14 protein-coding genes are annotated in these 13,953 nt (G+C 70.9%); all 14 read left to right on the top strand.

Annotation, left to right across the window (positions count from 1 at the left end):
• Window positions 1–20 precede the first annotated feature (20 nt).
• The 14 genes from IH68_RS0143485 (at window position 21) to IH68_RS0143415 (ending at window position 13,936) form a co-directional block, all read left to right on the top strand.
• Window positions 21–515: a DUF4188 domain-containing protein gene (locus tag IH68_RS0143485; protein ID WP_063763595.1), complete on the top strand. Its 495-nt coding sequence runs from the start codon at window positions 21–23 to the stop codon at window positions 513–515.
• Window positions 512–2,218, top strand: a complete 1,707-nt coding sequence (locus IH68_RS0143480; protein ID WP_030947754.1) for an acetyl-CoA carboxylase carboxyl transferase subunit — start codon at window positions 512–514, stop codon at window positions 2,216–2,218. The genes IH68_RS0143485 and IH68_RS0143480 overlap by 4 nt, the downstream gene beginning before the upstream one ends.
• Window positions 2,208–2,705, top strand: coding sequence for an acetyl-CoA carboxylase biotin carboxyl carrier protein (locus tag IH68_RS0143475; protein ID WP_037886227.1), 498 nt, complete (start codon window positions 2,208–2,210; stop codon window positions 2,703–2,705). The genes IH68_RS0143480 and IH68_RS0143475 overlap by 11 nt, the downstream gene beginning before the upstream one ends.
• A 19-nt stretch (window positions 2,706–2,724) precedes the next feature.
• Window positions 2,725–4,086 (top strand): acetyl-CoA carboxylase biotin carboxylase subunit, encoded by a 1,362-nt coding sequence (accC, locus tag IH68_RS0143470; protein ID WP_030947748.1) that lies wholly within the window; start codon window positions 2,725–2,727, stop codon window positions 4,084–4,086.
• 27 nt (window positions 4,087–4,113) lie between these two features.
• The gene (locus IH68_RS0143465; protein ID WP_030947744.1) at window positions 4,114–4,335 is read left to right on the top strand and encodes a helix-turn-helix domain-containing protein; all 222 of its coding nucleotides are present in this window, start codon (window positions 4,114–4,116) and stop codon (window positions 4,333–4,335) included.
• Window positions 4,336–4,421: 86 nt separating this feature from the next.
• The gene (locus tag IH68_RS0143460; protein WP_234341778.1) at window positions 4,422–4,886 is read left to right on the top strand and encodes a cobalamin B12-binding domain-containing protein; all 465 of its coding nucleotides are present in this window, start codon (window positions 4,422–4,424) and stop codon (window positions 4,884–4,886) included.
• Entirely contained in the window at window positions 4,886–6,163 is a 1,278-nt protein-coding gene (locus tag IH68_RS0143455; RefSeq protein WP_037886225.1) for a methylaspartate mutase, read from the top strand. Before IH68_RS0143460 ends, IH68_RS0143455 begins: the two co-directional genes overlap by 1 nt.
• 547 nt (window positions 6,164–6,710) lie before the next feature.
• Window positions 6,711–7,655, top strand: a complete 945-nt coding sequence (locus tag IH68_RS0143445; protein ID WP_030947730.1) for a transporter substrate-binding domain-containing protein — start codon at window positions 6,711–6,713, stop codon at window positions 7,653–7,655.
• Window positions 7,656–7,755: 100 nt separating this feature from the next.
• Complete coding sequence (locus IH68_RS0143440; RefSeq protein WP_051834023.1) at window positions 7,756–8,655, top strand: DMT family transporter; 900 nt, start codon at window positions 7,756–7,758, stop codon at window positions 8,653–8,655.
• Window positions 8,652–9,695, top strand: coding sequence for an aspartate-semialdehyde dehydrogenase (locus tag IH68_RS0143435; RefSeq protein WP_030947726.1), 1,044 nt, complete (start codon window positions 8,652–8,654; stop codon window positions 9,693–9,695). Before IH68_RS0143440 ends, IH68_RS0143435 begins: the two co-directional genes overlap by 4 nt.
• Window positions 9,692–10,795: an aspartate kinase gene (locus IH68_RS0143430; protein WP_030947723.1), complete on the top strand. Its 1,104-nt coding sequence runs from the start codon at window positions 9,692–9,694 to the stop codon at window positions 10,793–10,795. The genes IH68_RS0143435 and IH68_RS0143430 overlap by 4 nt, the downstream gene beginning before the upstream one ends.
• A 5-nt stretch (window positions 10,796–10,800) precedes the next feature.
• Window positions 10,801–11,784 carry a TauD/TfdA family dioxygenase gene (locus tag IH68_RS0143425; protein WP_199931989.1) on the top strand — a complete coding sequence of 328 codons (984 nt, stop codon included), beginning with the start codon at window positions 10,801–10,803 and terminating at the stop codon, window positions 11,782–11,784.
• A gap of 130 nt (window positions 11,785–11,914) precedes the next feature.
• A complete protein-coding gene (locus IH68_RS50795) occupies window positions 11,915–12,928 on the top strand; it encodes a LuxR C-terminal-related transcriptional regulator (protein WP_051834014.1) in 1,014 nt (337 codons plus the stop codon).
• A 111-nt stretch (window positions 12,929–13,039) separates the two neighbouring features.
• The gene (locus IH68_RS0143415) at window positions 13,040–13,936 is read left to right on the top strand and encodes a LysR family transcriptional regulator (RefSeq protein WP_030947716.1); all 897 of its coding nucleotides are present in this window, start codon (window positions 13,040–13,042) and stop codon (window positions 13,934–13,936) included.
• The last annotated feature ends 17 nt before the right edge of the window (window positions 13,937–13,953 follow it).

Here is a 13,953-nt window from a genome sequence, read left to right as displayed (position 1 = left end):
GCCCCCCTCCAGGAGATTCCGTGGCAGCCAAGGTCGAGCTAGTGCCCCAGGTGGCGGACCCGCCCGAGGGAACCGTCGTGTTCCTCATCGGCATGCGGATCAACAGCTTCTGGAAGGTGCACCGCTGGCTGCCGTCCTTCGTGGCGATGGTCCCCATGCTGGTCGAGCTCCACAAGCAGAAGGAGTACGGCTTTCTGGGCGCCCGCACCTGGATCGGCCGCACGGTGGTGGTGATCCAGTACTGGGGCTCCATGGACGAACTGATGGCGTACGCGCACGACACGAACGCCGCCCACCGGCCCGCCTGGGGCCGCTTCAACCGCACCGTCGCCGACAACGGCGCGGTCGGCATCTACCACGAGGCGTATGTCGTCGACCCGGCGCGCATGCACACCGTCTACCGCAACATGCCGCCGTTCGGCATCGCCGCGGCCACCGGGAGCCGGCCCCAGCGGGCCGCGCCGGTGCCACGGGAGCGCGGCAGCGGCAGTCGACAAGAGCGGAGCACAACGTGACGACCACACCAGGGCCCATCCGGGCCGGACAGGACGTCCAGTGGCGCCGGTGCGCGTCCTGCGGCGCCTACATCTACGGCAAACGACTCGACCGCAACCGCAAGGTGTGCCCCGAGTGCCAGTTCCACTTCCGTATCCCGCCCGACGTGAGGATCGCCCAGCTCGCCGACGCCGGCAGCTTCGAGGCGTTCCCCGACAGCTATGCGCCGCGCGACCTGCTCGGCTTCCGCGACAGCAAGCCGTACCCCGACCGGCTGCGGGACGCCCAGGCCCGGACCGGACGGCAGGACGCCGTGCTCGCCGGGCGGATGAGTGTGCGCGGCCGTCAACTGGTCGTCGCCGTCCTCGACTTCACCTTCATGGGCGGCAGCATGGGCACGGTCGTCGGTGAGACCGTCGCCGCCGCGGCCCGCACCGCCCTCGCCGAGCGGCTGCCGCTGCTCCTGATCGCCGCCTCCGGCGGGGCGCGGATGCAGGAGGGCGCGCTGTCGCTGATGCAGATGGCCAAGACCTCCCAGTGGATCGCCGCCCTGCGCGAGGCCCGCGTCCCGGTGATCAACCTCAACACCGACCCGACCTTCGGCGGGGTCAGCGCCTCCTTCGCGATGCTCGGCGACGTCGTCCTCGCCGAGCCCGGCAGCCTCCTCGGCTTCGCCGGGCCCCAGGTCATCCGCAACACCATCCGCCAGGAGCTCCCGTCCGGCTTCCAGAGCGCCGAGTTCCTCCTCGAACACGGAATGATCGACGCCGTCGTACCGCGGGAGAGCCAACGGGAGCAGCTGGCGCGACTGCTCGCCCTGCTCGGCCCTTCCGTTCCCGAACTCCCCGAAGGATCCGGGAACTCGGTGCTCACACACCCGGTGCCCAGCACCCGCACCACCCGCGAGACCGTCGCCCTTGCCCGCGACATCCAGCGGCCCACCACCCTGGAGTACATCGGGTACGTCTTCGACGACTTCGTCGGCCTGCACGGCGACCGCGCCTTCGGTGACGACGAAGCGCTGGTCGGCGGGATCGCCCGGTTCGGCGGGCAGAGCGTCGTCGTCCTCGGTCACCAAAAGGGCCATGACACGGCCGAGTTGGTGCGCAGCAACTTCGGCATGCCGAACCCCGAGGGCTACCGCAAGGCGCTGCGGCTGATGCGGTTCGCGGACCGGTTCGGGCTGCCGGTGATCGCGTTCATCGACACGCCGGGCGCCTTCCCGGGCATCGGTGCCGAGGAACGCGGCCAGAGCGTGGCCATCGCCGAGTGCATCCTCGAACTGTCCCGGCTGCGCGTCCCGGTGGTCTCCGTCGTCACCGGCGAGGGCGGCAGCGGCGGCGCGCTCGCCCTCGGCGTCGCCAACTCCGTGCTGATCCTGGAGAACGCCTACTACTCGGTCATCAGCCCCGAAGGGTGCTCCACCATCCTCTTCGGCACGGCCGAACACGCGGGCCGCGCGGCCGACGCCCTGCGCCTGACCGCGTCCGAGCTGCTCCGCCTCGGCGTCGTCGACGGCATCGTGCCCGAGCCGCCCGACGGAGCCCACACCGCCCCGCACACCACCGCGCTGACGGTCAAGAGCGCCCTCGCGCGGACCCTCGCCCCGCTGCTCGACCTCTCCGGCGAGCAGCTCGTCGACGCCCGACGGAGGCGGTACGACCGCTTCGGGGACCCCCAACTGCAGCCCGTAGTGGACTGGGAGACGCACGATGAGCACTGAGGCGAGCACCACCCGAGCCGAGGACAGCACCGACATGACGGTGGAGGAGCTACGGGCCCACACCCTGCGCCTCGCCGGTGAACTCCCCGGCACACTGCGGCGGATCACCCTGCGGGCCGGCGCTCTGAGCGTGGACGTGGAGTGGGAGAACCCGCCGGCGCCGACAGCTCCGGCCGCCCCGGCCGTGCAGGCGGCCCCCGTGGCAGCGGCCGCGGCCCCGGAGCCGGAGACCGCCCCCGCCGACCTGGTACGGGTCACCGCGCCCCTCGTCGGCACGTACTACCAGGCCTCCTCCCCGGGAGCCGAGCCCCTCGTCAAGGTCGGCGACACCGTGGAGGCCGGGCAGCAGCTGGCCATCATCGAGGCGATGAAGCTGCTCAACTCCATCACCGCCGAGGTCAAGGGCACCGTGCACGCCATCCACGTACAGGACGGGGACGTCGTCGAGTACGCACAGCCGCTCATCGACCTCGTCCCGGCCGGCTGAGGCAGGGGCGGACGACGACATGTTCGACAAGGTGCTCATCGCCAACCGCGGCGAGATCGCGCTGCGGATCATCCGGACCTGCCGCGACCTCGGGGTCCGCACGGTCGCCGTGTACTCGACCCCGGACGCCGACGCGCAGTTCGTGAAGGCCGCCGACGAGGCCGTGCACATCGGTCCCGGCGCGCCCACCCGCAGCTACCTCAACATCCCCAACATCATCGGCGCCGCCGTGAAGACGGGCGCCGAGGCCATCCACCCCGGCTACGGATTCCTCTCCGAGGACCCCTACTTCGCCGAGATCTGCGCGGACGACGGCATCACCTTCATCGGCCCGCCGCCGGACGTGATGGAGAACGTCGGCGACAAGGCCACCGCCCGCAAGCTCATGACGGCCGCGGGTCTCCCGCTGCTGCCCGGCACCACCGAGCCCGTCGACTCGGTGGAGGCCGCCGAGGAGATCGCGCGGGACATCGGCTACCCGGTGATCATCAAAGCCGCGGCGGGCGGTGGCGGGCGCGGCATCACGGTCGTGCGCCGGCCGCGAGACCTGCGCGACGCCTACACCACGACCAGGGCCGGCGCCCTGGCGGTGTTCAAGAACAGCGCCGTCTACATCGAGCGCTACCTCACCGACACCCGGCACATCGAGATCCAGGTGCTGTGCGACGACTTCGACGGCGCCGTCCACCTCGGCGAACGCGACTGCTCCGTACAGCGCCGCCACCAGAAACTGGTCGAGGAGTCACCCGGCCCCGGCATCCCGCCCGAACTACGGGCCAGGCTCGGCGCGGCGGCCGTCTCCGGGGCGCGCGCGGTCGGCTACCGCGGTGCGGGAACCGTGGAGTTCCTGCTGGAGGCCGACCCGGACGCGCAGAACGCCTTCTGGTTCATGGAGATGAACGCCCGGATCCAGGTCGAGCACCCGGTCACCGAACTCGTCACCGGCGTCGACCTGGTCAGCGAACAGCTGCGCGTGGCCTCCGGCTCCCCGCTGACCGTCAAGCAGGAGGACATCGAGGTCCGCGGCCATGCCATCGAGTGCCGCATCAACGCCGAGGACCCCGACCGCGGCTTCGCGCCCACGCCCGGCCTGCTGGAGAACTACCGCACCCCGGGCGGCCCCTGGGTCCGCGTCGACACCGACTACGTGCCGGGCTCCCGGGTCAGCCCCTACTACGACTCGATGATCGGCAAGCTGATCGTCTGGGGACCGGACCGCGCCACCTGCCTGGACCGCGCCCTGCGCGCCCTGTCGGAGTTCGAGGTGTCGGGCCCCGGCGTGCACACCACGATCCGCATGCACCAGGAGATACTCGGCCACCCGGAGTTCCGCCGCGGGGGAGTCGCCACGGATTTCCTGGAGCGGCACTTCGCTCTGTAGCGATCCGTAGCAATCCCGGAGGCCGACATGTTCGGCGACATCTGCGACATCGAAGTGGCCATACTGCGGCAATTGGAATGCGGCAGATCCGACGAGTCCATTTCCCGCAGCCTCGGCGTCTCCACCCGCACACTGCGCCGCTATCTGGCCGGAATGTGCGCGAAACTCGGGGTGGTGACCCGTTTCCAGCTGGGCGCGGCCGCCGCCCGGCTCGGTCTGCTCGGCGCCGTGGACACCCCGGACACCTGACGTATGGAAATTCCTGATCTCCGGTTCCGGGGAATCCGTTCGGCGGCTTCTGTACATTCGCCCGGGCGAATCCAAGAGTGATGGGTATGTCTCTCCGTATCGTCGTTTCCAGCGTTTCTTCCGACGCGCACATGTGGAATCTGGTCTATCTGCAGCTGCTGCTGGAGGAGTCCGGGCACGAGGTGACCAATCTCGGAGTGTGCCCGCCGGACGGGACCGTCATGGACGCCTGCCGCGGCGCCGACCGCCCCGATCTCCTGGTGCTGAGCACCGTCAACGGCCACGGCCACCTCGACGGCCTGCGCCTGATCCGCGCCCTGCGCCGCGATCCCGAACTGGCCGCCCTGCCGGTCGTCATCGGAGGCAAGCTCGGCGTGCGGGGCGCGGACGCAGAGGAGGGCCGACGGCTGCTCGACGCGGGCTTCGACGCCGTCTTCAACGAGTCGGAGCAGCCGGCCGGCCGCACCCTGGCCGCCTTCGGCGACTACCTCGCCGGGCTGGCCCAGGCAACAGCCGTACGCGAACCCCTCACCGCCGGGGTGCCGCGCTGATGCCCCGGTTCGCCGACTTCGTCCGGACGGCGGCCGCGGCCGGGCAGCTGGTCGTGCAGCCCCGTATGGGCTTCGGTGAACTCGCCCGGATGCGGGCCGGGTTGAGCGCGGTGCGGGAGTGCCGGGCCACCTCGGTCGGCACCATCACGCTCGACAGCTACACCCGGGTCGGCGACCACGCCTCCGCCCGCCGCGCCCTGCGCGAGGGAGCCGAGCTCAACGGCTTCCCGCTGCTGGCCCACGGCGCGGGGACCGTGCGCGACCTGCTGCGCGAGGTCTCGGGTCCCGACTTCCCGGTCCAGGTACGGCACGGTTCGCCCCTGCCGCTCGACCTGTTCCGCACGATGGTCGCCGCGGGCGTCGACGCCACCGAGGGCGGACCGGTGTCGTACTGCCTGCCCTACGGGCGTGTCCCCCTCCCCGAGGCGACCGACAACTGGGCCCGCTGCAGCGAACTCGCCGCCGGCGCCCCCGACCCCATGCACCTGGAGACCTTCGGCGGCTGCATGCTCGGCCAGCTCTGCCCGCCCTCCCTCCTGGTCGCGCTCAGCGTCCTGGAGGCGATGTTCTTCCATGAGCACGGGCTGCGCTCGATCTCCCTCAGCTACGCCCAACAGGTGCACCTGGGCCAGGACCTGGAGGCCCTGGCCGCCCTGCGCCGCCTCGCGGCCGAGCACCTTCCCGGCGTCGACTGGCACGTCACCCTCTACACCTACATGGGCGTCTTCCCGCGCACCCCCATCGGCTCCTACCGCCTCGTCGAGGACAGCGTCCGCCTCGCCGTGCACAGCGGCTCCGAGCGGCTGATCGTCAAGACGCCCGCCGAGGCCCGCCGTATCCCCGCGATCGAGGAGAACGCCGAGGCGCTGGAGTTCGCCGACGCCGTCGCCCGGCAGGCCGCCGCCGACTGCGCGGTCACCAAGTGCCCCCCGCCCACGGACACAGGCCTCCTGACCGAGGCCCGCACCCTGATCCACGCCACCCTCGAACTCGGCCGCACCGTCGGCTCCGCCCTGGTCACCGCCTTCGCCCGCGGCGTCCTCGACGTGCCGTTCTGCCTGCACCGCGACAACGCGGGCGCCGCCCGAGCCGTCATCGACGAGCAGGGCATGCTCAGCTGGTCGAAGGCGGGCGGCATGCCGGTCACGGTCCGCGACACGGACACCGCATGCACGTCCCCCCTCACGGCCGACCGCCTGACCACCATGCTCGCCTACAACGAACGCCGCTACGACCGCGAGGACCTGGTCGGCTCGCTGCTACGGAGCGCGGCATGAGGCCCCGCACGGTGCTCGCCACCCCTCTGACCGCGCTCGGCGGCTGGTCCGGTCCCTGTGTGCGCTTGGCCGGTGCGGTGTGCACGCTCGTGCCGGGGACCGGCCGGTGGTCGGTGGGGTTGGCTTGCAGGGAGTGGTGTGACGACCGTGAGGACCTTGGTCGGTTCGCTGTTGGGGAGCGCGGCATGAGGCCCCGCACGGTGCTCGCCACCCCTCTGACCGCGCTCGGCGGCCGGTTCGGTCCCTGTGTGCGCTTGGCCGGTGCGGTGTGCACGCTCGTGCCGGGGACCGGCCGGTGGTCGGTGGGGTTGGCCTGCAGGGAGCGGTGTTACGACCGTGAGGACCGTGGTCGGTTCGTTGTTGGGGAGCGTGGCATGAGGGCCCGCACGGCGGTCGCCGCCCCCCTGGCCGGGCTCGGCGCCCGTGCCTCTGTTGGTTGGTCCGGTCTCGTCGGTGCGGTGTGTACGGCCGTGCCGGGGGCCGATCGGCCGTCGGCGGGGTCGGTCCGTATGGAGCACCGTTACGTCCGTGTGCCGCGGAGCGCGGCATGACCGCCCGTACGGCCCTCGCCGGCACTCTGGCCGCCGTCCGTGCGCACGGTGCCGTGCGTGCCCTGGTCTCCCAGGGGCAGCCGGGGCTCTCGTTGTGCGCCGCCGACGGCCGATGGACCGGTCTGGACGCGGACATCGCCCGCGCGGTCGCCGCCGCCGTACTGGACGACCCCGAAGCCGTCGACTGGTGCCCGGCAGGATCCGCCGCCCGGCTCAGCCGACTCGCCGACGGCGCCGCCGATCTGACGGTCTGCAACGTCAGCTGGACCATGGGCCGCGAGGCCGCGCACGGGCTGCTCTTCGCCGGGGTCACCTGCTACGACGGGGAGGGTTTCCTCGTTCCCTCGGATTCGGGTGTCGACGACCCTGCCCACCTTGCGGGCCGTCGCCTCGCCGTGCACGCCGGGTCCACTTCCCCGGCCAACCTGACCGCCTGGTACCGGCCGCGGGGCCTCGCCGTCGAACCGGTCACCTTCGACAGCCCCGCCGCGGCGCTGCATGCCTACGCCTCCGGCGAGTGCGCCGCGTACGTCCTCGACAAGGTGGCCCTCGCGGGCGCGAGGCGTACGCTGCCCGACCCTGAGGCGCACCGGATCCTGCCCGCCGAGATCTCCCGCGAGCCCATGGCCGCCGTGGTGCGCGACGACGACCCCGGATGGTTCCGGATCTGCCGCTGGGTGCTGCAACTGCTGTTCGCCGCCGAGTACGAGAGCCATCGCACGGGCGCCGCGGGCCGCGAGGCCGTCGCCCGCCAGGCCGGACGTCACGGCCCCGCCGCCGGCCTCGACGAGCGGTGGGCGGCCCGCGTCCTCGACGCCGTGGGCAGCTACGCCGACCTGTACGAACGCAACCTGGGCCGCGCCTCGGGCCTCGACGTGCCGCGCGGCCCCAACGAGCTGTGGACCAGAGGCGGTCTGCACTACGCCGTGCCCCTGCACTGAGACGCGGATCCACCCGGAGAACCCCGGAGAAGAGGTACCGACTGTGAGCACCCCCAGCCGTCAGCAGCAGACCAGAGGAGCCGTCGAACTCACCGCGGCCATGGTCCTGTCGGGCACCCTCGGCGTCTTCGTCGTCGAGTCCGGCCAGCCCAGCTTCAACGTGGTCTTCTTCCGCTGCGTCTTCGGCGCCGTCGCCCTCGCCGCGTACTGCCTGGCCCGCGGCCTGTTCAGGAACCACAACTTCACCCGCCGCACCTTCGCCCTCGCGGTCCTCGGCGGCGTGTGCATCGTCTTCAACTGGGTGCTGCTGTTCAGCAGTTACACCAAGACGTCGATCTCGGTGGCGACCGTCGTCTACCACACCCAGCCGTTCTACGTCGTGATCCTCGGGCTCGTCCTCTTCAAGGAGAAGCTCAACCGCCACCAGGCCGGCTGGATCGTGCTCGCCTTCCTCGGCGTGCTCCTGGTCGCCGACCTCACCTCGGCCGACGGCAAGAAGGGCGACGCCTACTTCCTGGGCGTCGGCCAGGCCCTGCTCGCCGCCCTGCTGTACGCCTTCGCCACCGTCATCGCCAAGCATCTGAAGTCCGTACGCCCCGAACTCACCGCCCTCACCCAGGTGCTGGTCGGCATCCCGCTGCTGCTGCCGTTCACGTCGCTCGGCAGGACCGCCGGTCTGGGTGCCGACTGGGCCTGGCTGGTCGGACTCGGCGTGATCCACACCTGCCTGATGTACATCCTGCTGTACGCCTCGTACCAGAAGCTGCCCACCGCGAAGATCGCGGTCCTGTCCTTCGTCTACCCGGCGGTGGCCATCCTCGCCGACTTCACCGTGTACGGGCACCACATCACGCTCCTGCAGGCCCTGGGCGTCCCGCTGATCGTCCTGGCGGGCCTCGGCGTGAACCTCGGCTGGCGGCTGCTGCCGTCCGGGGGCCGCCGTACGCACGGGGACAAGGCGGCGGCACCCGCGCTCACCCGGATCGGAGAACCCCGATGACCTTCGTCAGCGACAGCAAGGCGCCGAGCATCGCCCTCGTCGGCGCGACCGGAGCGGTCGGCCACACCCTCATCGAGCTGATCGAGACACGGGGCCTGCGCCACAAGGGCGTACGCCTCGCCGCGTCCGCGCGTTCGGCGGGACGGCAGCTGGAGGTCGACGGCCGTACCTGCACGGTGGAGGACCTGGACGGCTTCGACTTCTCCGACGTCGACATCGCGTTCTTCTCCGCCGGTACGTCCGTCAGCCAGAAGTGGGCCCGGCCGGCCGCCGCGCAGGGCGCGCTGGTCATCGACAACACCAACGCCTTCCGCATGGACCCGGACACCCCGCTGGTCGTCCCGCAGGTCAACGCGGACGTCCTCACCGGCCGCCCGGCGAGCGGCATCATCGCCAACCCCAACTGCTCGACCATCCCACTGGTGCGGCTGCTGCAGACGGTCGAGCAGCGGTGGGGGATACGGCAGGTGGTCGTCAGCACCTACCAGGCGGCCTCCGGCCAGGGCCAGCACGGCATCGAGGAACTCCAGGAGGGCAGCGAACTCGCCCTGCACGACCCCGACGCCGATCTGCCCGCGGAACGCTTCACCGCCCCGCTCGCCTTCAACGTCGTGCCGTTCATCGACCGGCTCCTGGACACGGGATTCACCATGGAGGAGCAGAAGATGCTCCAGGAGTCCCGCAAGATCCTCGGCCTGCCGCACCTCGACGTCACCACCACCTGCGTCCGCGTCCCGGTCGTCAACTCGCACTCCGAGGCGGTGTGGGTGGAGGCCGCGGCCCCCGTCGACCGCACCGAGCTGATCGGCCGGCTTGCCGCCCTGCCCGAGGTCACCGTCCACGACCAGGAGACCCCGGGCCGCTTCCCGACCCCGCTGACCGCGGGCAACCCGGACCACGTCCACGTCGGCCGGGTCCGGGTCGCCCCGCACAACCCGCGCGGCTTCTGGCTCTGGCTGGTCGCCGACAACCTGCGCATCGGGGCCGCCCTGAACGCCGTACAGATCGCCGAGACCGTTCTCGACCGGGGGTTGCTGTGACCGACGCTGCCATTCTGAAGTTCGGCGGCTCCACCTTCCGTACCCATGCCGCCTACGACAGGCTCGCGGCCGGCCTCGAAGCCAGGCTGGAGCGCGAGGGCCGCCGGCTGGCCGTCGTGGTGAGCGCCATGCAGGGGGAGACCGAGCAGTTGCGGGGCCGGCTGCACGAGGTCAACGCCCACCCCGAGGACGCCACCCCGGCCGGCATGCTCGCCACCGCCGACCTGATCAGCGCCCATCTGCTCGCCACCGCCCTGCACCGCAGGGGCCGCACCGCCACCGTGCTCGCCGGCCACCAGATCGGCCTGGTCACCAACTCGTCCTTCCTGTGGGCCCGGGTGATCGAGACCGACCCGGGGCCGCTCGACCGGACGCTCTCCGAGTACGAGGTCGTCGTCGTCCCCGGCGGACAGGCGATCGACGCACAGGGGCGGCCCACCTGGCTCGGCAAGAACAGCTCCGACCTGTCGGCGATCGCCGTCGCCCGCGCCCTCGGCGGCACCGCCTGCGAGATCCACTCCGACGTCGACGGCATCTACACCTCGGACCCGCACCTGGTCCGCGGCGCACGGCTGCTGCCGACGGTCTCCTTCAACATGGCCGCCCTGATGTCCCTGTACGGCGCCAAGGTGCTGCACCGCCGGGCCGTGCAGCTCGCCCTGCGGCACGGCATCGAGATCGTCTGCCGCTACAACCGGGCGCCGTTCTCGCGCGGCACGACCATCAGCCGGGAGGGCGACCAGATGGCGGCGATCGTCTTCAACCAGCGCTCCGTGGTGCTCGGTTACGACTCCGACGACTGCGCCGACCTGGCGCACGGCGTCTTCCACGCGGCCGGCATCGACACCGTGCGGCTGACCGAGAAACCGTGGGTCGCCGTCGTCGGCGGCTTCGTCGACCTGGAGGCCGTGCAGCGCCGCCAGAACCTCAAACCCGGCACCTACGTCGGTGTCCCGGTCGCCGAGATCCGCGGCTCCAAGGTCACCACGCACATCGCGGAGAGCGGCGAGGACGCCCTGCACGTCGCCCAGCGCCTGCACGACCGGATCGACCTGCCCGTCATGGAACCCGTACCGCAGCCCCACCTCGCCGGAGTGTGACCGCCTTGACCTTCGCCGACCTCGAACTGCCCGACCGGGTGCGCGACACCATCGGTGCGGAGCTGTGTCTGCTGCCCGACCCGACCGCGGACGTCGACCGGGCGCTGACCCGCTACCACCGCATCTTCGCCGCCCTGCCCACCGAACTCCTGCAGCAGATCATGGACTTCGGCCGGCACAACGACTCCCCGGGCGTGATGCTCGTACGCAACCTGCCACTGGACGCAGAACTGCCGCCCACCCCGGTCGACGGCGAACCGTCCGCCGCCAAGAACAGCTTCGTCGCCGAAGGCGTGCTGCTCGGCCTGACCGGACTGCTGGGCGAGCCGATCGGCGTGCTCACCGAGAAGGCCGGCCGGCTCGTCCACGACGTCGTCCCGGTCCGGGAGGGAGCGCGGGCCCAGACCAACCAGGGCTCCGCGGTCTTCCTCAACTTCCACAGCGACATCACCTACGACACCACCGGCCGCTACGACGTCGCCAACCCGGACTTCCTCGTCCTCAACTGCCTGCGCGGCGCGGCGGGCAACGACGCCTTCACGTACTACGCCGACGCCCGCGACCTGTGCCGGCACCTGCCGGACCCTCTGGTCGAGACGCTGCGCAGCCCGCTCTACCGACTCAACGCACCCGGCAGCTACACCACCAGCGTGGGGGAGGAGGTGCTGTCCGAACCGGTGCCCATCCTCAGCGGCGCCGCCCGCTTCCCGGAGATCACCGTCTCCGCCAACGGCACCCGCCCGCTCACCCGCGGAGCCGGCACCGCCCTCGACGCGTTGCAGGACGCCTGCCGGTCCGTCGCCCACACCGTACGGCTGGAACCGGGCCAGGCCCTGCTGATCAACAACCGCAAGGGCGTCCACGCGCGCTCCACCTTCCGGGCCCGCCACGACGGCCGCGACCGCTGGCTCCAACGCACCTACATCCGCCGCAACCTGTGGAACGTCCGTTACCGGGCCACACAGGAGGACCGGCGTGTTCATTACTGAATGCGGTTCCGTACCTAACGCTCTCAAGCCGGCGTTCGCCGCACGGGAGTTCGGGTCGGCGGCGGAGTCCTAGGCTGAAGCGGCAAGGAGCAGCGGTCGGCGATTTCGTGGCGTGCGCGGGGGTGATGAATTGACGGACGAGATTCCCCTTCTCGGCGACCTCGCGGTGAAGGCCTACGAAACGGCGCTGCAGAAGGGCCGCTTCGACGACCAGGAGCTTGCCACCGCCCTCGGTGCGGACATCACCACGGTCGAGGAGATACGCAAGTCGCTCCAGGACCTGCACCTGCTCAGCCCGAGCGCACCCGGGCGTCCCGTCGTCCCCCTCGACCCCGAGGTCGCCGAGGCCGAGCTGGTCACGCCACTGGAGGTGGAGATCGGCCGGCGCCGACGCGAAATCGGCCGTATCCACGAGGAGTTGCGCTCCCTGGCCGCCGACTACCGCGCCCGGCCCAACGGCTCACCGGCCGACGTACCCATCACCGTCCTCGACGACGTCGAGGAGGTGCGCCGCGAGATCGACCGGGCCCGCTACGGCTGCACTCAGGAGCGCATGAGCCTGCAGTCCGGCGGCGGCCGCCCGCCCGGACTCCTCGAAGCCGACCGGGAACACACCCTGGAACTGCTGCGCAGGGGCGTCCGCGTACGCACCCTCTACCAGCACACCGCCCGCACCAGCCTCGCCACCCGCACCTACGTCCAGGAGATCAGCCGACGCGGCGCCGAGGTGCGCACCGTCGACGAACTCTCCGAGCGGCTCATCATCTACGACCGCAGAATCGCCTTCATCCCCAAGGAGCGCACCGGCCGGCAGCCGCCCGGCGCCGCCGTCATCACCGAACCGACGGTGGTGGGCTATCTGGCCCGCACCTTCGAGTCGGTGTGGCAGGTCGGCCGCCCCTTCGAGGTGGACCAGCAGACCGCCGAATATCCGCAAGTCGCGGAAGAAGTACGGCATTCCATCATCCGCCTCATGGCCCTCGGGCTGAAGGACGAGGTCATTGCGCGCAGGCTCGGCATGGCGACCCGGACCTGCCGCCGCCACATCTCCGCCGTCATGGAGGAAATGGGCGCGGTCAGCCGATTCCAGGCAGGCCTGATAATCGGCCGCGAGAGCCACGAAAACGGGGATGTTGGCCGCTAGCTGACGTCGCATGTCCCCAATGGGACATCGCCGGGACATCGCGCTCACCGTCACTCCTTGGTTTCCTGGAGTAGGAAATCCATCCGTTGTCTACCCCTGGAGAAGAGACCCATGGACATCAGGCAGCTGGCGGCGTTCCACAAGGTGGCCACGCTGCTCAGTTTCTCGAAGGCGGCGACGGAACTGAAGTACGCGCAGTCCAGCGTCACCAGCCAGATAAAGGGACTCGAGATGTCCCTGGGCGTCGACCTCTTCGACCGCCTCGGCGGCCGCATCCAGCTCACCGAGGCGGGCCAGCGGCTGCTGCCCTACGCCGAGCAGATGCTGGCCCTGGCCGGCGAGGCCCGCGGCGCCACGGTCGGCTCCGGAGACCCCTCCGGCGTGCTCACCATCGGCTCGATGGAGAGCATCACGTCCTACAGGATGCCGCCGCTGCTGGAGTTCTTCCACCACCGCTACCCGGCCCTGCACATAGTGCTCCGCCCGAGCCTGTGCGCGGAGACCTGCCACGCGCTACGGCAGGGGATGTTCGACATGGGCTTCCTGATGGAGGCCGAGACGCAGCACCCGGGGGTCCAGACCGAGGTACTCGGCTCCGAACCGCTGACGGTGGTGGCCGCGCCCGACCACCCGCTGACGCAGGTACCGAAGGTGACGACGGAGGAGCTGCGCCGGACGCAGGTCATCTCCGCGGAGGCCGGCTGCGCCTATCGGGAGCTGTTCGAGGCCGAGTTGAACGACGGCACGGGCGAGGCCCTGCCGTTCCTGGAGTTCGGGACGATCGAGTCCATCAAGCGGGGGGTTGCGGCGGGCCTCGGGATCAGCCTGCTGCCGACGGCGTGTGTTCAGGACACCCTGGATTCCGGATTGCTGGTGAAGCTGGACTGGAACATCCCGTTCGAGGTGTTCACACAGCTGGCGTGGCGACGCGGCAAAAACCTCACGCGTGAGATGCGGGTCTTCACCGACCAATCGATCCGATTCCTGGCCGAGGAATATGGCCGCTGAGGGTTTTTAGGGGCGCG

Source organism: Streptomyces sp. NRRL S-646 (assembly GCF_000720765.1).
Lineage (GTDB): Bacteria > Actinomycetota > Actinomycetes > Streptomycetales > Streptomycetaceae > Streptomyces.
The sequence above is the reverse complement of the archived record's forward strand: the minus strand, read 5'-3'. Positions and strand labels throughout refer to the sequence as shown.

What these genes read in the sequence shown, in the direction of transcription:
- IH68_RS0143465 (WP_030947744.1), top strand. Translation starts at nt 4,114, where the DNA reads ATGTTCGGCGACATCTGCGACATCGAAGTGGCCATACTGCGGCAATTG.
- IH68_RS0143415 (WP_030947716.1), top strand. Translation starts at nt 13,040, where the DNA reads ATGGACATCAGGCAGCTGGCGGCGTTCCACAAGGTGGCCACGCTGCTC.
- IH68_RS0143445 (WP_030947730.1), top strand. Translation starts at nt 6,711, where the DNA reads ATGACCGCCCGTACGGCCCTCGCCGGCACTCTGGCCGCCGTCCGTGCG.
- accC (WP_030947748.1), top strand. Translation starts at nt 2,725, where the DNA reads ATGTTCGACAAGGTGCTCATCGCCAACCGCGGCGAGATCGCGCTGCGG.
- IH68_RS0143475 (WP_037886227.1), top strand. Translation starts at nt 2,208, where the DNA reads ATGAGCACTGAGGCGAGCACCACCCGAGCCGAGGACAGCACCGACATG.
- IH68_RS0143455 (WP_037886225.1), top strand. Translation starts at nt 4,886, where the DNA reads ATGCCCCGGTTCGCCGACTTCGTCCGGACGGCGGCCGCGGCCGGGCAG.
- IH68_RS0143440 (WP_051834023.1), top strand. Translation starts at nt 7,756, where the DNA reads ATGGTCCTGTCGGGCACCCTCGGCGTCTTCGTCGTCGAGTCCGGCCAG.
- IH68_RS0143435 (WP_030947726.1), top strand. Translation starts at nt 8,652, where the DNA reads ATGACCTTCGTCAGCGACAGCAAGGCGCCGAGCATCGCCCTCGTCGGC.
- IH68_RS0143460 (WP_234341778.1), top strand. Translation starts at nt 4,422, where the DNA reads ATGTCTCTCCGTATCGTCGTTTCCAGCGTTTCTTCCGACGCGCACATG.